Genomic DNA, 19,783 nt, shown 5'->3' with positions numbered 1-19,783 from the left:
TATCTCCTGAGAAAATATCTGTTTTCGAATTCAGTCTCTTGCGACCTGCCGAGCCAGCGAATGCCAGCGAAGCTCCGGATCATCAACCGCAATTGCCGACCATGTCTTCGCAACCTCCTCCGGCGTATCCGCGCGAACTGCCACAAGATCGCGCGGATAGGCGACATGCTCGGCTTCCCGCGCCCGGGTCGCGACGAACTGGCCGTTCGACGCCCGCATCACCCAGCCGCTTGCCATGCAATCGGCAGAAACCAGATAGAGCGCTCCCGGTGCCACGGCATCCGGCCGCAATTCGTCCGGCTCCCCTTCGACGCCCCACATGCGGGTCTTGGCGACCGGAGAGATCGCGTTCACGCCGATCCCGTGCGGCGCGCCCTCCCTGGCCAGCACGTTGACGATACCGATCGCCCCCATCTTCGCCGCCGCATAGGATACCAATCCATCCTGCGCATATTCGGGATAGATGGCCCGGTCGGACGTCGTCAGCAGGATCCGCCCAAAACCGGCTTCGCGCATGAAGGGCCATGCCGCCTGCGCCAGCCATAGCGGCGTATCGACCGCCAGGCGCATCATCCGCTCGTGGAAGTCCGGCTCCAGGTTTTCGATCGTCTGATATCCGACCCAACCGGCATTGTGGATCACCACGTCGAGACCGCCGTGCCGCGCGGCGATCTCCGTAACGATGTCGCGGCATTGCGCGCGCGTCGAGATCGGCCGAGGCTCGGCGTCGGCGCGCCCGCCGGCCGTCACGATTTCAGCCGCAACGCTCGCCGCGACCATAGGGTCTTCGCCTTGACCGTCCGATCCGGTGCCGCTGTCCTGCACGATCACCGTCGCGCCTCGCAAGGCAAGCGCCTTCGCATAAGCCCGGCCAAGGCCGCTTCCGCCACCGGTCACCAAAGCAATACGTCCCGAGAAATCGATCATCTGCGGCCTCCTCGGCGGCCAGATGACGCGGGCGAACAGGCAGGTCCAATATCGATGATATCACGCCGTGATAGGAATTCCCTATCGTCGCAGGACGTCCTCCAGCCTTGCTGCAGCAGGTGCGGTTTCTCCGGCCGGGCGGCAGAGCAGGAGATCGAAACAGGCTGCATCGCCGCAGATCGGGCGATAGACGATCTCCGCCGCACGAACTTGCTTCATGCTCTCCGGCACGATCGCCACCCCGGCCTCCACCGCGACCAGCGAGAGCACGGTATGCATGCCGTGTGCCTCCTCCACGACCCTCGGCGTGAACCCGGCGTCTCCGCAGAGGCGCATGACCTGATCGTGGAAGCCCGGTCCCTGAAGGCGGGGCCAGCATATGAACGGCTCCCGCGCCAGATCTCCGACCGCGACCGTTGCCGCCGCGGCAAGCGGGTGCCCCGCCGGCAGCGCAATGGCGAGCCGGTCCCGGTCGAAGGCGGTCATTTGCAGACCCGCTATATCCCAGAGCGGAGGGACCACTATTCCCAGATCGAGTTCGCCCGCACGCAGCCTGTCAATCTGGGTCACCGTGGTCATTTCATGCAAATCCACCACGACATCGGGGTGGCTTCGCCGGAATGCGCGCAAGGCTTCGGGCAGGCGCCCGTACATGGCGCTGCCGACATAGCCGAGCCGCACCGTACCGCGCTTGCCCGCGGCAGCGTCGCGTGTTGCGGTCAGCGCCTCGTCGGCAGCCCGCAGCAGGCGCTTGGCCCGGTCCAGCAGCACGGTTCCTGCATGGGTAAGCCTTACCGTCTTGCGGCCGCGCTCGATCAGGGTCGCGCCGACTTCCTCCTCCAGCCGCCGGATCGCCGCCGTAAGCGGCGGTTGCGACATCGCCAGCCGCTGCGCCGCCCGCGTGAAATGGAGTTCCTCGGCAACTGCAACGAACTGGCGCAGCAGGCGCAGTTCCATACGCGGCAAGTCGTGTCGGACTTCGTGCACCATATCATTTCCATATTCGCGAGCGTGAGCGACCCTCAGCCGCTTGATGGACAGCGATCCGCTCCGCCTCCTAGTCGGAAGAGGGGCAAATCCAACCAAGACCCTCGGAAATCTGCCGGGCGGCTTCCCCCAGCATCCGGCGCGTCTCGTCGCGGTCGGCCCGCTGCGAGCCGTCGATCGTCACCAAAAACGGCAGTGTCAGCGCGGCGCTGACACTGCCGTCGAAGCCGAAGACCGGGAAGCTGATGTCGGTGACGCCAGCCACGCGGGCACTCGGCTGCATTTCGAAGCCCTGGCCGCGAACCGCTTCGAGCTGCTTTTCCAGTCGGCGCAGGCTTGCCGCGCTGGCCCCCGGCAGTTCTGCGAGTGCGGCGGCACGGCGTTCCTCGGACATGAAAGCGAGCAGGACATGTCCCGAGCAACTCGTCATCATGTCGACGACCGTACCCAACCTGATCCCGAAACCCACCGCCCCGGTGTTTTCCTGCCGGTGGATGACCGTCGCGGCGGCGCCGGTACGGACGACGAGGTGGCAAGACTGGTTCGTGTCGATCGACAACTGATGCATGACCGGCGCGGCGACATTGCTCAGCGTATGCGCCGGGGTCGCGCGAAAGGCGACGTCGAGCACGCGGTAGGACACAGAGTAGCGGTCGTTGGCCGGATCCTTGCGCAGCCAGCCCAGCCGCTCCATCACGATGATGATGCGGAACACCTCGCTGATAGAGCGCTTCAGCCGATGCGCGATCTCGCTGATGGTCAGGCCGTCGGGATCGCGCGCGAAAAGTTCGAGTATCTCGATACCCTTTTCGAGGGCAGGCGCGGAATAGGCACGCTTTGCCGAAGCTTCGCCTGCTGCTGGTGGTTCTGCCCCTTTTGGCTGAGATGTCCTCATGGATCGGCCACTAGCCACGATACCCGCCCTCCGCAACGTTGACCCGAGAGACGCGCGGCGATCGGTTCGCCGCGCATAGTCCTGCTCAGCCCGCCTACACGACGCGTTGACGCTGTTCGCCGAGGCCCTCGATGCCCAGGCGCACGACATTGCCCGCCGACAGGAAGCGCGGCGGATCGAAGCCCAGGCCGACCCCGGCAGGCGTGCCGGTCGAGATTACGTCGCCGGCCTGAAGGCTCATGAACTGGCTGAGGTGCGCAATGATATCCGCCACAGGGAAGATCATCTCCGCAGTGGTGCCGTCCTGCACCCGCTCGCCGTCGACTTCCAGCCAAAGCCGCATGTCGTCCAACGCCGGAGCCTCGTCCGGCGTCACCAGCCAGGGGCCGAGCGGGCCGAAGGTGTCACAGCCCTTGCCCTTGTCCCAGGTGCCGCCGCGATCGAACTGGAAGCTGCGTTCGGAGACATCGTGGACCACGCAGTAGCCCGCGACATGATCGAGTGCATCGGCCTGCGAAATGTAGACGCCGCCCTTGCCGATGACGACGCCCAGTTCGACTTCCCAGTCCATCCGGTCGGAACCGCGCGGCTTCACGATATCGTCGTTCGGCCCGCAGATTGCGCTCGTCCACTTGTTGAACACCACCGGTTCGGCCGGGATCGCCATGCCGCTTTCGCGCGCATGATCGCGGTAGTTGAGACCGATGCAGACGAATTTACCGACCCGCCCGACGCACGGCCCGATCCGCGCACCTTCGGGAGCGAGCGGCAGGCTCTCCGGATCGAGGCTGCGCAGAGCCGCAAGGCCTAGCGGCGTCAATGCTTCGCCCGCGATATCCGCAACGTGCTGCGAGAGATCCCGGATCCGGCCTTCGCGATCGAGGATACCAGGCCGTTCCTGCCCCGCCTCACCGAACCTCACTAGTTTCACTGTCCACTCCTTCGAAAGATGATCACGTCAGAACCCGGTCCAGATGGGTATAGCCGCCGTCCGGGAATATCCATTGCCCCGTCGTGTGGCCGGCACGGGGCGAAAGCAGGAAGACCACGCTGTCGGCCACTTCGGCGGCGGTCGTCATGCGGCCGCCCAGCGGCACGCGCCGTGCGATCTCGGCCAGCTTCGCCTGCGGGTCCTCGAAGCTCTCGATCCACCGTTCGTAGAGCGGCGTCATCACTTCGGCCGGAACCACCGCGTTGACGCGAATACCGTCCTTCGACAGCGCCGCCGCCCACTCGCGCGTGAGGCCCAGTTGTGCCGCCTTGGCAGCAACGTAACCGCTGGTGTTGCCCTGCCCGGTCACCGCCGTCTTGGACGAGACGTTGACGATCGCGCCCCGGCTTGCGCGCAAGTATGCAAGGCAGTGATGGGCGAGACCATAGTAGTGGGCAAGGTTGGATTGCACCGAAGCCATGAACGCCTGCGTGCCCGCCTCAAGCCCCACGCCGTCGTTCGCCCCGGCATTGTTCACGAGGCCATGGATACCGTGCCCCAGCGCGGCGATCTTGGCGATTGCCGCGCGGCAGGCCGCATCGTCGGTCACGTCGACCCGGATGAAGATCGCTGCGGGCTGGAGTGCGCGCAGTTCCGTCGCGAAAGCGACGTCCAGCGGACTGCGACCGAGAATCGCAGGAATGGCACCTTCGCGCGCCAGCGCCAGGGAGACCGCCCCACCGATCCCCGAACCGCCGCCGCTGACAACGACGACCTTGTCGGTCAGTTCGAGATCCATCAGTCGACCCGATAGCGGGCGATCGAGGCCGCCTTCATCTCGATGGAGAAACCGGGAAGGACGGGCGGCATATAGGCTGCATTCCTTATCACGCAGGGGTCCACGAAGTGCTCGTGGAGATGGTCGACATATTCGATCACGCGGTCCTCCATCGTACCGGCAAAGCACAAGTAGTCGATCATCGAAAGGTGTTGCACATATTCGCAGAGGCCGACACCGCCGGCATGCGGCCAGACCGGCAGGTCATACTTAGCCGCCATCAGCAGCACGCCGAGGATCTCGTTGACCCCGCCGATCCGGCAGCTGTCGATCTGTACCACATCGATCGCCTTGCGCATCATGAACTGCTTGAACAGCATGCGGTTCTGGCACATTTCGCCGGTGGCGACGCGGACGGGCCTGATCGCCTCGCGAATGGCGCGGTGCGCCTCGACATCATCGGGGCTGGTCGGCTCCTCGATGAACCAGGGCTCGGCGAAGGCGAGAGCCTTGATCCATTCGATCGCCTGGTCCCGCTCCCAGATCTGGTTCGCGTCGATGAGCAGGCGGCGATCCGGCCCGATCACCTCGCGGGCGATGCGGACCCGGCGAATATCATCCTCCAGATCGCGTCCGACCTTGAGCTTGATCTGCCGGAATCCGGCATCGACGGCCGCCTGCGCCAGGCGGCGCAGCTTGTCGTCGGGATAGCCCAACCAGCCGGCCGACGTGGTATAGCAGGGAAAACCGTCTTCCAGCAGGGTTTCGATACGCTGCGCCTTGCCCTCGGCACGCCGGGTCAGAAAATCGAGCGCTTCTTCCGGCGTGATGCAATCGGTCATGTAACGAAAGTCGATGGCGCGCACGATCTGTTCGGGGCTCATCTCGCCGACGAGGCGCCAGAGCGGCTTGCCCTCGACTTTGGCCCACCAGTCCCAGACCGCGTTGACCACGGCCCCTGCCGCCATATGTATTGCGCCCTTGTCCGGCCCGATCCAGCGAAGCTGGCTGTCGCCGGTAACGTGGCGCCAGAATCGGCCTGGATTTTCCCTGACCCAATCGAGGTCGAGTCCGACGACGAGCGGCTGCAGGGCCTCGATCGCGGCAACGCAGATCTCGTTGCCCCTCCCGATCGTGAAAGTCAGCCCGTGTCCCTCGATCTCCGGATCGTCGGTTTCCAGGATCACATAGGCCGCCGAATAGTCGGGATCGGGGTTCATCGCATCGGAGCCGTCGAGCGCCAGGCTGGTCGGAAAGCGTATGTCGGCGGTGCGAAGCGCGGTAATTCGGCTCATTCGACGGTCCACCCGCCGTCGATCACGGCCGTGGTGCCGGTCGTGAACGCGCTTTCGTCCGAAGCGAGATAGAGCGCCAGAGCGGCGACCTCATCGGGCTGCCCCAACCTTCCGATCGGCTGTCGCGCAGCGAAAACACCACGCGTTTCCTCGAAGCCGGCGCCGGAAGCTTCGGCCTGCGCCTTGATCCGGGCAAGCAGTGACGGACTTTCCACGGTTCCGGGACAGATCGCGTTGCAGCGGATGCCCACCTCCACGAAATCGGCGGCGACGGACTTGGTAAGACCGATGACCGCCGCCTTGCTTGCGCCATAGGCGAAACGGTTGCGTACACCGATGATGGAGGACGCCACCGAGGAAATATTGACGATGGAACCGCTCCGTTTCTCCGCCATCGCGGGAAGGTACTGGCGGATCATACGAAAGGCAGCAGTAACGTTGAGGTCGAAGGCCTGTGTCCATTGCTCGTCACTGCAATCGAGCAAAGTGCCGGAATGAACGATCCCCGCACAGTTCACCAGTACGTCGCAATCGCCCGTGGCGCGCGACAATGCCCGAAGCGCAGCCATATCGGTCAGATCGAGGGCGTGGGTCTCCACACCCTCGAGTTTCGCAAGTCCCTGCCGATCCAGATCGACGGCATGAACCAGCGCACCTTCGGCGGCGAACCTTTCGGCAATCGCTCGGCCAATGCCTGCTGCCGCAGCGGTGACCACCGCCTTTTTACCGGCAAGTCTCATCAGTTACCTCGCAATAATGAAGTGTGGGGCGCTTGGCCATCGGGAAGCGCAACGAGCGGCGCGTAAATGCGGCGGGCGTTTCCGCCCATGATCGCTTCCCGCTCCCCGTCCGTGAGCGGCTCCAGGAAGCGAAGGATCAAGGCGTGGACTTCGCGATAGGTGGCGGCGGCAAGGCAGACGGGCCAGTCGGAACCATAGAGCAGCCGCTCCGGACCGAAGCAGTGCATCAGGTGCTCCATGTAGGGCAGGATCTGCGCCTCGCTCCAGTTGCGACGATCGGCCTGCGTGATCAGACCGGAAATCTTGCAGGAGACCGGGTAATTTCCGGCGATCCGCGCGATCCAGGTGGCCCAAGGCTCCCACTCTCCCGCCGCGATGGCAGGCTTGGCACCGTGATCGAGAACGATCCGCCCCGGTCCTACCGCGTCGAGGAACCGGGGAACCCGGCCCAGTTGTTGCGCATGGATCAGGAGGTCGTAAGCATATCCGGCTTCCAGAACCTGTCGCACACCGCTCTGGAAATCCTCTCGCCACAGGAAATCCGGGTCTGGCTCGTCCTGGACATGATGCCGGAAGCCGACGAGCTTGGAATTTCCCGCCAGGGCAGCCAGCCGCGCCTTCAGATCGGGGGCAGTCAGGTCGATCCAGCCGACCACGCCGCCGATGAAATCGTTCGCCGCCGCAAGATCGAGCAGCCAGCGCGTCTCGACATCGTTCTGTCGCGCTGCAACCGCAATGCTTTTCGCGATGCCGCAAGTTGCCAGTTCGGCCGCAAGCTGGCTCGGGGTAAAATCCCGATCGATACCGGAATCCGGCTCGATCCAGGCGTAACTTTCCGGTTCGTAGAACCAGAAGTGCTGGTGTGCGTCGACATGGCCCGACATCACCGATGGACGCCCCTCTCCCGCACTGCCGTATTTGACAGTATCTTCTATATGTGAAAATCTAACCGCCGATCGAACATAGCGCAAGCACCAATCTTCCCCCTTCCGGTTGCATGCGAAAAGATGGCGACGCTAAGTCCCGCAGACAGGGATGGAGAGGATGAGAATGGAAACGAGCCTGAAGGCCGATTTACCGACGTCCCAACCTGCCGGCGAACCGTGCAAGGCTGAGCGTTTCGTCTTTGCCGGGTTCTGGCCGGGCTTCGTGCTGGTGACGAGCGTGTTCTTCGCCTGGGCCCTGGCCAACAATCTGAACGACATTCTCATCCGCCAGTTCCAGAAGGCCCTGGCGCTGACACGGGGCGAAGCCGGCTTCATCCAGTTCGTCTTCTACCTCGCCTATTTCGTCTGGGCGCTTCCCGCCGGCCTGCTGCTGCGGCGTTTCGGCTACCGGGCGGGCCTTCTGACCGGGCTCGGCCTCTACGCCCTGGGCGCCCTCCTGTTCTTTCCGGCGGCGGACATGCACCGCTACTGGGCCTTCCTGCTTGCCCTGTTCGTCCTGGCCTCGGGGGCGGCGTTCCTGGAAACCTCGGCCAACCCCTACGTCGCCCGCTTCGGAGATCCGTCGCGCGCATCGCAGCGCCTCACGCTTGCGCAGGCCTTCAACGGGCTCGGCTCCGTCGTCGCACCGATCCTGGGGGGACTGTTCATCTTCTCGGGCGTCGAGCACAGCGCAGCCGACCTCTCGGCCATGACCCAGGCCCAGCTCGACGTCTGGCGCGGCGCCGAAGCGCAGATGGTCAAGATACCGTACTTGTGTCTTGCGGGTTTCGTACTGATCCTCGCCATGGGGCTGGCACGGGTGCCCTTGCCGCGGCTGGCGGGCGACAACGAAGGCGCGTCCACAGGTTCGTTGCGCTCCCTGTTCTCCAACCGCCTGCTGCGCGGCGCGGTGGCGGCGCAGTTCTTCTACGTCGGCGCGCAAGTCGGCATCTGGAGTTTCTTTGTCGATTTCACCAAGCAACTGGCGCCGCATATTCCGGAACGCAGCGCCGCCTTCCTGCTTTCCGCCAGCCTCTTCCTGTTCATGGCAGGTCGCTTCGTCGGCGCCGCGCTGATGCACCGCGTGCCGCCTGCGCGACTGTTGTTCTCGTTCGCTATCGCAAACGTGTGCATGGTTGCTATCGCCATGTCTCTCAGCGGCCTGGCCGCCATTGCCAGCCTGGCCCTTACCAGCTTCTTCATGTCGATCATGTTTCCGACGATCTTCGCCCTTGGCATCCGCGATCTCGGAGCAGAAACAACGATGGGTTCCTCCTTGCTCGTCATGGCGGTCATCGGCGGCGCGCTGTTTCCGCCCATGATGGGCCTCCTCAGCGAGAGAACCGATATTCAGGTCGCCATGGCGCTACCGCTGTTCTGCTTCATGGCGGTAGCGCGATTCGCCCGGCTTGCCACCTTCCGCATGGCGCCGTCATTGCAAGGCTAAAGAGCCTGTCTATTGCTCCGACAGATGCGACAATTTCCGGCGCGCCCGATAGATCCGGGTCTCGACTGCCTTGCGACTGATACCGAGGATGGTGGCTGCCTCGTCCTGTGACACGCCCTCCAGCGCGCAAAGCAGCAGCGGTTCCTTCAGCCGATCCGGCAATGCGGCGAGCGCGGCATGGATGTGCTCGGCCCTCTGACGGGAGGCCAGGATCTGCTCGGGATCGGGTCCCTCGTCGGCAATACCCGCGGCTTCCTCGATCGGCAGGGCAAAGGCGAGGAAACGGCGCACTTTCCGGCGTCGTGCCCAGTCATGGCACTTGTTGAGCGCAATGCGCAGGATCCAGGCCCGGAACGACCGGGCGGGGTCGTAGCGACGCAAGGCCAGGAAAGCCGCGACGAAGCTCTCCTGCGTCACGTCCAGCGCGTCGGCCTCGTTTCCGAGATGCCCGCGCACCATGCGAAACACAGCCTCGCGGTGTCCGTCCATGAGCGCGGTGAAACCGGCCTGACGCCCCGCCAGCGCGGCCGCGACCGCAGCGCGCTCGTCCGCTCCAGCATGGAATTCCGGCTCGGCCACGCCGGATCAGTCCAACGGCGCGGTCGTCAGTGCTTCGGCCACGCCCTTGTCGAAGCGCGCCGCCTGATCGGGACGGAGCACCGCACGCATGGCGAAGACGTGCCGAAGCGTCGCCTTCTGCAATTCGCCCATGGCCACATGCGAGCGATCCACCGCTTTCTCGACTTCCGGACCATAGCCGTGCTCATGCTCGATCGCGCGGGCAAGGTCCGCATTCGCGGCAAGCAGCTCGCCTTCCAACCGGCTACGCTGCGCCTCGAAGCCCTGCTCCAGGGCATCGATCCGGCGGCGCTGTTCGCCATCGAGATCCAGTTCGCGATGGAGCAGGACGTGAATGCGGCTTTCCTCGGGCCGACCGGCATGAAGCTTCTGGCTGATCCACAGCGTTGCAAGGGCTGCCAGCAGTGAAACGAGCGCCACGACAAGATAGCGCGAGGCCTGTCGCATTGTCAGGACGCCAGAAGATGGGAAGGCGCCGCAGCAGGCACGCCGAGCAATGGATCGACTTGCACATGCCTTGTTCCGGTTTGCGCGTCGGGAAGCAAAAATCCGCCCCAAAGCCCGACAACTGCAGCAACGCCGCAGGCCAGCACGATGCCGCGCCGCCCGACCAGACGTTCCCGTCCGGCAGCCAGCCCGGCCATGACCGCACTGTCCATCGCCCCCAACGCGCCCGGCAAGGGCTCGTCCCGCAGCAGCGAAAGCATTTCGTCGAGATCGTTCATCCGCCCGGTTTCCCTTCCAACCTTCATCCGCCAATACGCACGCAAAGGCGCCGATCCCTCAAAGCGCGCTAAAAAATTTTCGGACGAAGCGAGGGATAAACCTGCGGTCCTGCGTATGGATTTCGAAAAGCCCCGGCAAGCCGGATCGTTTCCGGGCGCAGATGACAGGAGCCAGTATGCGTATTTCCGCCTTAGCCGCCGCTATCGTTCTTGCAGCGTCATGCCCGTCGATCGCTTTTGCCCGTCCCGCGCTGCTCGCTACCACGCCTTCCGCCGAAACGGCAGTCACGAAGCCCACCTCGATCACGCTGACGTTCTCCGAAGACCTTGCCGCAGCGGTATCCGGGTTCGATCTCGTCATGACCGCCATGCCGGGCATGACCCATCACGAACCGATGCCGATCAAGGGCATCACTCCCACGGCCGAAGGTCGCAAGCTGACGGTCGCCCTGCCCCGCCCCCTGCCCACCGGAACCTATCGGCTCGACTGGCATGCAGCCGGTGCGGATCGGGACCGCGCGGAAGGCAGCTATTCCTTTACGGTGCGCTAACCGTCGGGACCGCCGGAAAACAGACGAGAAGACCCGCGACCGGGAGGGCGCCACGGCCTCTATAATCATTCCATCCAAGGAGTGATCATGATCCGTTACGTCAGCCCTTCCTCGATGCTCGGTGTGGTCGGTCTCGTCTGGCTTTTCGCACAGGCGGCCAAGGACCCCCGTCCTCAGGTGTTCTTCGAAATGCACACGGACGAAATGATGTCCACGCTGGCAGACTGCTCGACAGGACTACACTTCCCCGAGGAAGAGTGCCGCGCCGTCTCGGCCGCCTTCCGCGACTTGTGCGACGGCCGCTATGCCCGCTCGGTCGATTGCAGTCTGGACCGTCCGCTACGCCACTGACGCGGAAGGCCTGTTCTCGCGGGCCGAAATGGGGCACGGTGGCATGATGGCCGCGCTCACCTTTCCCGGTCCAGCCCAAGCGATGCGAAGCCTGCTCGTTCGGCAGGTTCGAGCGGTCTTCAACGACCGCAACAAGGGCGAAACGCCGGTCGTACCTTCCGAACAGGCCCTGTTCGAGCCGGACAGCCCGATCCGCATGGTCCATGCCGATGTCGTCGCGATGATGGTCGGGGGCATGCGCGCGCTCTTGCTCCAGATGCTGCATCCTGCCGCGCTACAGGGTGTGCTCGACCATTCCGATTTTCGCGAGGACGTCGAGGGCCGTCTGCGCCGCACCGCCCGCTTCATCGCCACGACCACTTACGGCCACCGCGACGAGGCCGCGCGCGCCATCGCCAGAGTCAACACGATCCATAGCCGGGTCCACGGCGCCCTGCCTGACGGCACGGCCTATTCCGCGACCGATCCGCGAGTCCTGGCATGGGTTCACCTCGCCGAGGCGACGAGCTTCTTGGAAGCCTACCTCGCCTATGCCGATCCTGCGATGCCGGGAAGCGCGCAGGACCGCTACTTCGCACAGAGCGCGGTGGTGGCGGGAATGCTCGGTGCCGCGCCGGTGCCCCGCAGCCGGGCGGAAGCGGCGACGCTGCTCGGCGAGATGCGCGGCGAACTGCATGGCGGCCCGGCCGCGCGCGAAGTGGCTGCATTCCTGCTCGAAGGCGGGGACGGACGGAGGCCCGGCAGGATCACCCGGACGCTGGGCATAGCCGCCGTCGATCTGCTGCCACCTTTCGCGCGAACGATGCTCGGGCTTCACCGCCCCGGTATCGGCGGCCTGCCCGCCATCGTCGGCACCCGAGCCATGGCCGGAGCCGTCCGCTGGGCTTTCGCGGGCGCGCGCTAGAACCGGCGCGGAAACACGGCGGCTTGTGCTGTCAGCCGATAGAGCTCCGAAGGCCGGGTCGCACCTTCGTCGCGGCGCTTCTCTCCGGTCGGTTCGAGGAACCCGCGCTCCATCACCTTGCGGCGAAAAGCGTCGATGTTTATCTTCTCGCCGAGCACGATCTGATAGGTCCGGTGCAGTTCCGCGAGCGTGAAACTGGCCCCGAGGAACCGCGCCGGAAGGTCCGAATAGGCCCCTTTCGCCCGCAGACGACCGACCGCCGCCGCCAGAATCGCGTCATGATCGAACGGCAGCCCCTGCGGCCTGTCGGCCTCCACCAGCACGATGTCGCTGCGCTCGAGCGCCGGTTCGACGGCTTCCAGCGGCGTCAGCGAAAAATAGGCCACGCTCGCCGACCAGCCTCGCGGATCGCGATGCGGCCCGGAAAAGGTCGATAGTTGCTCGACATAGAGCCGGTCGAGACCCGCCTTGTCGCGCAGGACCCGGCGGGCGGTATCGCCCAGCGCCCGATCCTTGTCGACATGGACGTAGCCGCCCAGCAGAGCGAGCCGCCCGGAGAAAGGCTCATTGGGCCGCTCGGCCAGGAGGACGCAGAGCCGCCCGTCGCGAATGGTGAGCGGCACGATATCGACCGTGAGAATGGGCTGCGGGTAGTTTTCCGTCATACCCAGAGGTCATGCCACAATCGCTAAAACATGCAAACTGCATTTTGCATCTTGAAAGAATGCGACGTGAGGCGCATCAAAGGCTCGTCAACGATTCGCGAAAGGAGCAGATCATGGGACACGGCAACTGGAACAACGCAGACTGGGAACGCTATGCGGCCGGTTCGGTCCACGGCCGTAGCCGGGACGAACTCTTCGGCGCACGCCGCATGGACGATCGCTACGATCCGGCGCGCATCAGCGTCCGGGAATCGCGGGATTCGGCGGAGAACCCGCTGTCGACGCCGATCATCGTCGGCGTGGACGTCACCGGTTCGATGGGCTTCCTGGCCGAGGAACTCGTGGTGGACGGTCTCAATGCCACGTTCACCCAGTTGCTGAACCGCAAGCCGGTGAGCGATCCTCATGTCATGGCCATGGCGCTCGGCGACGGCTTCACCGATGCCGCCCCGCTCCAGGCCACGCAGTTCGAAGCAGACCTGCGCATCGTCGAGCAGTTGCGCAGCCTCTGGCTGGAAGGTGGCGGCGGCGGCAACGGCGGCGAGAGCTACTGCCTCGCCCATGCCTTCGCCGGGCTGAAGACCGTGCACGACGCCTACGAGAAGCGCCGCAAGCGCGGCTTCCTCTTCACGGTCGGCGACGAGCCGGTGCATGACGGCGTGACGCAGGAACAGTTCGCCCGCGTGCTCGGCGTAAATGCCCGACGCGGCATCTCGGGCCGCGAGGCGGTAAAGCTGGCTGGCCAGTACTACGAGGTCTTCCACATCATCGTCGACGGCAGCTATGCCGCCGGGCGCCTGAAGGAAGTCAGGGCATCGTGGGAGCGCATCCTGCCCCAGCGGGTGATCCACCTGAACGACCCGACGAAGCTGGCCGAGACGATCGTGTCCACCATCGAACTCGCCAGCGGCCGCGATCCGGACGATGTGGCGAAAGGCTGGAGCAGCGCCTGCGCCGACGTGCTCGCACAGGCGACGGCACGACTGCCCTGGCGCGGTTTCCTCGGCAACGGTCGCTGAGGGCCGAGCCATGGGCAAGATCGCAAGAGCGGTGATCGGCGCCGCCTATGGCGACGAGGGCAAGGGGCGGACGGTCGAATGGCTGGCCGCCCGCCCCGGCGCCGCGCGCGTACCTCCCTCCGCAGAGCGCGTCACTGTCGTGCGCAGCAACGGCGGCGCGCAGGCCGGCCATACCGTCGAACGGGCAGACGGCCTGCGCCACGTCTTCCATCATATAGGCTCGGGCGCGCTGGTCGGCGCGGCGACGCATCTTTCGCGCTTCATGGTCTCCCACCCGATGAAGCTGGCCGCCGAAGTCGACCGCGTGGCGGCGCTGGGCGGCTGCACCCGGCTGACCGCCGATCCGAGGGGGCTGGTGACGACACCCTGGGACATGATGGTCAATCAGGCCATCGAAACGGCGCGCGGCGACGGGCGTCACGGTTCCTGCGGGCTGGGTTTCGGCGAGACTGTCGCGCGAGCGGAAGATTTCGGGAGGGTACTGACATTGGCGGATCTGGCCGCCCCGGGGCTTGCCGGGAAGCTCGCTGCTATCCGCGAGGAGTGGCTTCCAACCCGTCTCGCACAGGCCGGACTTGACGCACAGGCACCCGGAGCGCTCAGCCACGCCGGAGCGGCGAGGGTTCTCGAACACTATCTGGAAGACTGCCGCCGCTTCCTGGCTCTCGTGGAATTGCGGGAGGATGGCACGCTGGGGCAGGACGAGCAGGTCGTATTCGAGGGGGCACAGGGCCTGCGACTGGACCGCAACTACCCGGAATTTCCCTATCTCACCCGCTCCAACACCGGCCTCGCCAACATGGTGGCGGTGGCCGAAGAAGCGGGGATCGACACGATCGCGCCGATCTATGTGACGCGATGCTATCTGACGCGGCACGGGCGGGGACCAATGCCGGACGAGCGGAATATCGCCGCCTATTTCCGGGTCGAAGATCCGACCAATCGGCCCAATCCCTGGCAGGAAACCCTGCGTTTCGGGCTTATCGATCCGGCCGTTCTGGCCGCCGATATCGCAGCGGACATCATGCGCGTCAGCGGTCGCATCGCGATAGCGCCGACGCTGGCCGTAACATGCCTCGATCAGGCCCTTGGCGATGCGCCGGTCTGGCTGAACGAGGGTAAGCCCGTACAGGGAACACGGGAGCGTTTTCTCGACGCCCTCACCCGTGCAGCCGGGTTGGACGTCGAAGCCGCCTTCGCCGATGCGGCGAATGCCCCGTGCGAGACATTCGCGGCGCTATAGCTCGATCGAAGGCGAAAGGGTCAGGCTGCGAGTTGCAGCTCCTGAGCAACCGGAGCTTCCGACGCTACTTCAACGATGGCTTCGACAGGAGCCGCCTTTTCGTCGAGAGCAGGCATGTAGCGCTCGGCCACGACGACATTGCGGCGATAGGCGAAATAGAGCGACATCAGCGAGAACATGGGACACCTCGGAAAGCAGCACTTTGCTGCATTGCAACATGCCGCCTATGTGTTCCTTCCGAGGCTTGCGCGCAAATGCAAGCACCTCGCATCAAGTTGCACGAAATGCATCCGTGTGTTTTTTGGGTATTCGATATGCCAGGACCTCGCGAAAACACCCGAGGATTTGCCCCAAAAAGCTATCTAAGCCTCAGTTTAAATGGATTTTAGCGCAAGTGCAGAGGCCGCTTCCATGCGCCGGTATGCAATTGCAGGAGGGGCACATCAGGCATTCGCACATGCGATATGGACAGTTGCAGCAATCTCAAACTCAGGACGTCACACATCCAGCCGTGTTCAAGCGTACATTTTCGAGCGATGGATCGCGCGTTTGCAATGCGACGTCGGATTTTGTTGCAAAACCATCAACATGGAACTCATTGCGTGCAACTATTTGCAAATGAGAAGGGGCGGCAAAGCGCCGCCCCTTTCCAACCTCAGCCTTCTCCAACTCAGGCCTTGTCCAACTCCGCCGCTGCGATGGCGGTAAGGTTGAGAATGCCGCGCGCGGTAACACCGGGCGTCAGGACGTGGATCGGTTGCGAAAGACCCATGAGGATCGGCCCGACCGTCGGCGAACTGGACGAAGCAGAAAGCGCCGTCAGCGTGATGTTTGCCGCATCCAGATTTGGCATGACCAGCAGGTTCGCCGGTCCCTCGAAGCGGGCGTCCGGCACCAGACGGTCGCGCAGGGCCTGGCTGAGCGCAACGTCCGCGTGCATTTCACCATCCACCTGCAAGTCCGGCGCCGCCGCCTTCACGATCTCCAGCGCCGCCCGCATCTTGCGCGCGCTCGGGCTGTGCGAGGCGCCGAAGTTGGAATGCGAAAGCAACGCTGCACGCGGACGCAGTCCGAACTGCTTGATCTGCTCCGCTCCAAGGCGCGCCATTTCGGCGATCTGCTCGGGCGTCGGATCAGGCACCATGTGCGTATCGGTGATGAACAGCGCACCGGCATCGAGGATCAGGCCCGAAAGCGCATAGACGCGGCTGCTGTCCGGCGCCCGGTCGATCACGCGCAGGACATGCTCGATCTGGCCCCAGTATTCCGATCGTCCGCCGACCAGCGCCGCCTCGGCGCGGCCGGTGCGCAGCATCAGGGCTGCCGTCACCGTCGGGCGGCGATAGACGTGGCGCAGGATCTCATCCGCCGGCACGCCCTTGCGCGAGGCTATCGCGCGATAGGCCTCGACGAGGTCGGTCATGACCTCGTGATCGGTTTCCGGGTCGATCACCTCGACATCGCGGCCGAGTTCGAAGCTGAGGCCAAGATCCGGGAGCTTCGGCTCCAGGATGCGGCGGCGCGCGATGATCGTCGGACGCGCGATTCCTTCGTCGAGCACGTCCTGGATCGCACGCAGCACGCGCTCATCCTCGCCTTCGCCGTAGACGATCTTGCGTCCGGAACCGCGCGCGGCTTCGAAAACGGGAAGCATGAGTTGGCCGGAACGGGTGTTCTGGCGGGTCAGCTTGCGCTTGTATTCGTCGAGGTCGATCGTCTTGCGCGCGACGCCGCTTTCCATCGCCGCGCGGGCGACGGCAGTGGCGATCTCACCGATCAGACGGGGATCGAACGGGGTCGGGATGATGTATTCCGGCCCGAACACGAGCTTGCGCCCGCCATAGGCCTGGGCCACGCTGTCATGCGCAGGCAGCCGCGCGAGCGCCGCGATGGCTTCCGCCGCCGCCGCCTTCATTGCCTCGTTGATCGCCGTGGCGCCCACGTCGAGCGCGCCGCGGAAGATATAGGGGAAGCACAGGACGTTGTTGACCTGGTTCGGATAGTCCGAGCGGCCGGTGGCGATAATCGCATCGGGGCGAACGTCGCGGGCGAGTTCGGGGCGGATTTCCGGTTCGGGATTGGCAAGCGCGAAGATCAGCGGATTGGGCGCCATCAGCGGCAGCCATTCCTGCTTGAGCACGCCGGGCGCGGAGAGACCGAGGAACAGGTTGGCGCCGGGCAGGACTTCCGGAAGCGAGCGCGCGTCGGTCTGGCGGGCATAGCGCGCCATGTTGGGCAGCATGCCCTCGCGGCCGGAGTGGATGACACCGTCCTTGTCGGTCAGGGTGACGTTCTCGATCGGAAGGCCCATCGACACCAGCAGATCGACGCAGGCCAGTGCCGCGGCGCCCGCCCCCGAAGTTACGAGCCGGGCTTCCGCCAGGGTCTTGCCCTGAAGGACCAGCGCGTTGCGCACGGCGGCGGCGACGACGATGGCGGTGCCGTGTTGGTCGTCATGGAACACCGGAATGTTCATGCGCTTCTTCAGCTCGGCCTCGATATGAAAGCACTCGGGCGCCCTGATGTCTTCCAGGTTGATGCCGCCGAACGTCGGTTCGAGCAGGGCAACGGCTTCAATGAACTTCTCGGGATCGGTGGTGTCCACCTCGATATCGAACACGTCGATATCGGCGAACTTCTTGAAGAGGACGGCCTTGCCTTCCATCACCGGCTTGGAGGCCAACGCGCCGATCGCGCCGAGGCCGAGCACGGCGGTGCCGTTGGAGATGACCGCCACGAGATTGCCGCGCGCCGTATAATCCAGCGCCTTGTCGGGATCTGCCGCGATTTCCTCGCAGGGTGCGGCGACCCCGGGAGAATAGGCCAGCGCGAGATCACGCTGGTTTACCATGCGCTTGGTCGGCTCGATGCGGAGCTTACCCGGCTGCGGATGGAGGTGATAATCGAGGGCGGCGCGGCGGAGATTGTCGTCCATGGCGCCCTCCATAGGCAAAGGATTCGCGCTTGCCTATGCCTTCGTGACCAGCATCTTTTCCTCTTCTTGCAGAAGCATCCCTACACAATCGGCCGGGTTGCATCGGTCATTCCGGCATCTCCGCCAACATTTTCGGGGCCGATGAAATGTTATCCACAGCCCATTTTCAATCGTCTGCAAGAGCTTTGGCAGGCCCGTCCAACCCGGGAAACGTCCGTAAATCGGGCATGGGAAGCACCCGACCCGCTATTCCGTCTTCCAATTCTGACTGTCATCGGAATGACTTGTTCACTTTGGTGCAATGCCCCGCCGCCCAATCGATGGCTGCCCGGAAGAGGGCCGGGGAAGATAAGTTACTGGAGTTAAAATATGCGTATTGCACTTGTTTCGCTCGCCGCTGTTGCCGCCGTCGCTGCCGCCTCGCCCGCTTTCGCGAACGAGACCCGCGTCGAAGCCCGCACCGGCGTGATCTGGGACGGTAGCGACAGCGATGCCGTGGCCGGTGGCGCCATCGGCTATGACTATGATCTCAATGACAAGTTCTTCGTGGGCGTCGAAGGTTCGGCCGACAAGGTGCTGGCCAGCAACACCCGCGTCTCGTGGGGCGTCGGCGGCCGCGCCGGTGTGAAGCTCACCCCTGCCACCAAGCTCTATGCCGCCTCCACCTGGCAGTCGAAGTTCACCAAGTACGGCAACAGCGCCGTCGGCGTGGGCGGCGGTATCCAGCAGGACCTTGGCAACAAGTTCTACGGCAAGGTCGAGTACAAGCATCTGATCGTCGGCGACAATACCCCGGACGCGGACCTCGGCCTCGTCGGCCTTGGCATGAAGTTCTGATCTGACCGATTCGCTCCGGCTGCCATCACGGCCAGCCACCGGGACGCCGGACGAAAGACGCGAAAAAGGGCGGCTCGCAAGGGTCGCCCTTTCTTGTTTCACCCCGCCGGGAATTTTATCCAGCCCCATTCCGCAAAGGCCCGATCTTCGATATCGATGGCGTTCTCGGGTGGGATCGAGATCACATCGGGACTGAAAACAATGACGGAATTTGCGTTGGGACTGGCGATCCTCGCCGCCGTGAGCCTGCCTGCCGCGACGGAGAACGAGGAACTGGAAGCCTTGACCGGCCGCGCGGCGGTGGAAAAGCTCGCTGGTAATACCTTGGAGGAAGACGATTCCGCCGTTTCCGGCGCGCATATCATCTTCCTCAAGTCCAACGGCGTCGCCCGGATGCGGGAACATGGGGCACAAGGCAAAAGTCAGCCGGTGATGAGGCAGCGCTGGACGATCAGCCCCGACGGACTGCTCTGCGTCTCCGAAGGCAAATGCCCGCAAGCCCCCGATACCGATTGCGCCAGCATCTCCATCAGTGGAGACCGCGTGGAAATGAGCGTGCCGGACCTCGACGAACCGCTCACCGCCCGCTTGCTTCCGGGCAATCCCTACAAGCTGTAACTCCGAAAGATCGTCACGCGGCGCGCAAATCGAAGGCGCGCCGCGATTCTTCCACTTCGTCGAGATTTTCCAGGGTCCAGCGATAAAGCGCCTTGAACGGCGCGTGGAGCGAATGACCCAAGGCAGTGATCTCATACTCGACGCCAACCGGCGAAGTCGGAATCACACGCCGATGCAGCAGCCCGTTGCGCTCCAGCTTGCGCAGGCACTGGGTCAGCGCCTTCTGCGTGACACCTTCGAGATGACGCTTGATCGCATTGAAGCGCATCGGCCCGGGAACCAGCACGGTCAGCACCATCATCGACCACTTGTCCGCGATCTGGTCGAACAGTTGGCGACTGGGGCAATCGATGGTGAAATGCTGACATTCGGGCAACGCGGTTTCCTCCAGTATACCTAGGCGATCAAAGGTGCCTCATTGACGCTAGGT

23 protein-coding genes are annotated in these 19,783 nt (G+C 64.3%); 8 read left to right on the top strand and 15 right to left on the bottom strand.

Features of this window, described 5'->3' with window-relative positions:
* Positions 1 to 30: 30 nt before the first annotated feature.
* From AC4D6D_RS21845 to AC4D6D_RS21810, 8 genes are all read right to left on the bottom strand, one after another.
* Positions 31 to 927, bottom strand: a complete 897-nt coding sequence (locus AC4D6D_RS21845) for an SDR family NAD(P)-dependent oxidoreductase (protein ID WP_491327618.1) — start codon at positions 925 to 927, stop codon at positions 31 to 33.
* A gap of 81 nt (positions 928 to 1,008) precedes the next feature.
* The gene (locus tag AC4D6D_RS21840) at positions 1,009 to 1,917 is read right to left on the bottom strand and encodes a LysR substrate-binding domain-containing protein (RefSeq protein WP_491327617.1); all 909 of its coding nucleotides are present in this window, start codon (positions 1,915 to 1,917) and stop codon (positions 1,009 to 1,011) included.
* 67 nt (positions 1,918 to 1,984) lie between these two features.
* Positions 1,985 to 2,809: an IclR family transcriptional regulator gene (locus AC4D6D_RS21835; RefSeq protein ID WP_491327616.1), complete on the bottom strand. Its 825-nt coding sequence runs from the start codon at positions 2,807 to 2,809 to the stop codon at positions 1,985 to 1,987.
* Between the two features lie 94 nt (positions 2,810 to 2,903).
* Complete coding sequence (locus AC4D6D_RS21830; protein WP_491327615.1) at positions 2,904 to 3,740, bottom strand: fumarylacetoacetate hydrolase family protein; 837 nt, start codon at positions 3,738 to 3,740, stop codon at positions 2,904 to 2,906.
* A 22-nt stretch (positions 3,741 to 3,762) separates the two neighbouring features.
* Positions 3,763 to 4,539 (bottom strand): L-fucose dehydrogenase, encoded by a 777-nt coding sequence (locus AC4D6D_RS21825; protein ID WP_491327614.1) that lies wholly within the window; start codon positions 4,537 to 4,539, stop codon positions 3,763 to 3,765.
* A complete protein-coding gene (locus AC4D6D_RS21820; RefSeq protein ID WP_491327613.1) occupies positions 4,539 to 5,813 on the bottom strand; it encodes an L-fuconate dehydratase in 1,275 nt (424 codons plus the stop codon). The genes AC4D6D_RS21825 and AC4D6D_RS21820 overlap by 1 nt, the downstream gene beginning before the upstream one ends.
* Positions 5,810 to 6,553, bottom strand: coding sequence for an SDR family oxidoreductase (locus AC4D6D_RS21815; protein WP_491327612.1), 744 nt, complete (start codon positions 6,551 to 6,553; stop codon positions 5,810 to 5,812). Before AC4D6D_RS21815 ends, AC4D6D_RS21820 begins: the two co-directional genes overlap by 4 nt.
* On the bottom strand, positions 6,553 to 7,437 hold the full coding sequence (locus AC4D6D_RS21810; RefSeq protein WP_491327611.1) for an amidohydrolase family protein: 885 nt from the start codon (positions 7,435 to 7,437) through the stop codon (positions 6,553 to 6,555). Before AC4D6D_RS21810 ends, AC4D6D_RS21815 begins: the two co-directional genes overlap by 1 nt.
* Positions 7,438 to 7,603: 166 nt before the next feature.
* On the opposite strand from AC4D6D_RS21810, the gene fucP reads away from it, so the two are divergent.
* Entirely contained in the window at positions 7,604 to 8,926 is a 1,323-nt protein-coding gene (gene fucP / locus AC4D6D_RS21805) for an L-fucose:H+ symporter permease (protein WP_491327610.1), read from the top strand.
* A gap of 9 nt (positions 8,927 to 8,935) precedes the next feature.
* On the opposite strand, the gene AC4D6D_RS21800 is transcribed toward fucP, so the two are convergent.
* Genes AC4D6D_RS21800 through AC4D6D_RS21790 form a run of 3 tightly spaced genes read right to left on the bottom strand, consistent with a single transcriptional unit; the run spans position 8,936 to position 10,230 of the window.
* Positions 8,936 to 9,505 carry an RNA polymerase sigma factor gene (locus AC4D6D_RS21800; RefSeq protein ID WP_491327609.1) on the bottom strand — a complete coding sequence of 190 codons (570 nt, stop codon included), beginning with the start codon at positions 9,503 to 9,505 and terminating at the stop codon, positions 8,936 to 8,938.
* Between the two features lie 6 nt (positions 9,506 to 9,511).
* On the bottom strand, positions 9,512 to 9,952 hold the full coding sequence (locus AC4D6D_RS21795; RefSeq protein WP_491327608.1) for a periplasmic heavy metal sensor: 441 nt from the start codon (positions 9,950 to 9,952) through the stop codon (positions 9,512 to 9,514).
* A 2-nt stretch (positions 9,953 to 9,954) separates the two neighbouring features.
* Complete coding sequence (locus AC4D6D_RS21790; RefSeq protein ID WP_491327607.1) at positions 9,955 to 10,230, bottom strand: hypothetical protein; 276 nt, start codon at positions 10,228 to 10,230, stop codon at positions 9,955 to 9,957.
* Between the two features lie 176 nt (positions 10,231 to 10,406).
* Here AC4D6D_RS21790 and AC4D6D_RS21785 point away from each other — a divergent pair, with 176 nt between their 5' ends.
* From AC4D6D_RS21785 to AC4D6D_RS21775, 3 genes are all read left to right on the top strand, one after another.
* On the top strand, positions 10,407 to 10,781 hold the full coding sequence (locus tag AC4D6D_RS21785) for a copper resistance protein CopC (protein ID WP_491327606.1): 375 nt from the start codon (positions 10,407 to 10,409) through the stop codon (positions 10,779 to 10,781).
* An 87-nt stretch (positions 10,782 to 10,868) separates the two neighbouring features.
* A complete protein-coding gene (locus AC4D6D_RS21780; RefSeq protein WP_147217239.1) occupies positions 10,869 to 11,132 on the top strand; it encodes a hypothetical protein in 264 nt (87 codons plus the stop codon).
* An 82-nt stretch (positions 11,133 to 11,214) separates the two neighbouring features.
* Complete coding sequence (locus AC4D6D_RS21775) at positions 11,215 to 12,036, top strand: oxygenase MpaB family protein (RefSeq protein WP_491327605.1); 822 nt, start codon at positions 11,215 to 11,217, stop codon at positions 12,034 to 12,036.
* Here the strand turns inward: AC4D6D_RS21775 and AC4D6D_RS21770 are convergent.
* Positions 12,033 to 12,701, bottom strand: a complete 669-nt coding sequence (locus AC4D6D_RS21770) for an NUDIX hydrolase (RefSeq protein WP_491327604.1) — start codon at positions 12,699 to 12,701, stop codon at positions 12,033 to 12,035. The genes AC4D6D_RS21775 and AC4D6D_RS21770 overlap by 4 nt on opposite strands.
* Before the next feature lie 113 nt (positions 12,702 to 12,814).
* Here AC4D6D_RS21770 and AC4D6D_RS21765 point away from each other — a divergent pair, with 113 nt between their 5' ends.
* Together AC4D6D_RS21765 and AC4D6D_RS21760 are read left to right on the top strand one after the other, a co-directional pair.
* Positions 12,815 to 13,720, top strand: coding sequence for a hypothetical protein (locus tag AC4D6D_RS21765; RefSeq protein WP_491327603.1), 906 nt, complete (start codon positions 12,815 to 12,817; stop codon positions 13,718 to 13,720).
* 10 nt (positions 13,721 to 13,730) lie between these two features.
* Entirely contained in the window at positions 13,731 to 14,963 is a 1,233-nt protein-coding gene (locus tag AC4D6D_RS21760; protein WP_491327602.1) for an adenylosuccinate synthetase, read from the top strand.
* Between the two features lie 20 nt (positions 14,964 to 14,983).
* Here AC4D6D_RS21760 and AC4D6D_RS21755 read toward each other — a convergent pair whose 3' ends face one another.
* Both AC4D6D_RS21755 and AC4D6D_RS21750 read right to left on the bottom strand, forming a co-directional pair.
* On the bottom strand, positions 14,984 to 15,142 hold the full coding sequence (locus tag AC4D6D_RS21755; RefSeq protein ID WP_491327601.1) for a hypothetical protein: 159 nt from the start codon (positions 15,140 to 15,142) through the stop codon (positions 14,984 to 14,986).
* Positions 15,143 to 15,633: 491 nt separating this feature from the next.
* Complete coding sequence (locus AC4D6D_RS21750) at positions 15,634 to 17,898, bottom strand: NADP-dependent malic enzyme (RefSeq protein WP_147217248.1); 2,265 nt, start codon at positions 17,896 to 17,898, stop codon at positions 15,634 to 15,636.
* A 369-nt stretch (positions 17,899 to 18,267) separates the two neighbouring features.
* On the opposite strand from AC4D6D_RS21750, the gene AC4D6D_RS21745 reads away from it, so the two are divergent.
* Together AC4D6D_RS21745 and AC4D6D_RS21740 are read left to right on the top strand one after the other, a co-directional pair.
* Positions 18,268 to 18,735, top strand: a complete 468-nt coding sequence (locus AC4D6D_RS21745; protein ID WP_491327600.1) for an outer membrane protein — start codon at positions 18,268 to 18,270, stop codon at positions 18,733 to 18,735.
* Between the two features lie 201 nt (positions 18,736 to 18,936).
* The gene (locus tag AC4D6D_RS21740; protein WP_491327599.1) at positions 18,937 to 19,353 is read left to right on the top strand and encodes a hypothetical protein; all 417 of its coding nucleotides are present in this window, start codon (positions 18,937 to 18,939) and stop codon (positions 19,351 to 19,353) included.
* A 13-nt stretch (positions 19,354 to 19,366) separates the two neighbouring features.
* Here AC4D6D_RS21740 and AC4D6D_RS21735 read toward each other — a convergent pair whose 3' ends face one another.
* Positions 19,367 to 19,729 carry a winged helix-turn-helix transcriptional regulator gene (locus tag AC4D6D_RS21735; RefSeq protein ID WP_491327598.1) on the bottom strand — a complete coding sequence of 121 codons (363 nt, stop codon included), beginning with the start codon at positions 19,727 to 19,729 and terminating at the stop codon, positions 19,367 to 19,369.
* Positions 19,730 to 19,783 lie beyond the last annotated feature (54 nt).

This window comes from Novosphingobium sp. BF6, assembly GCF_058273105.1.
This window is presented reverse-complemented; position numbering and strand designations above follow the sequence as displayed.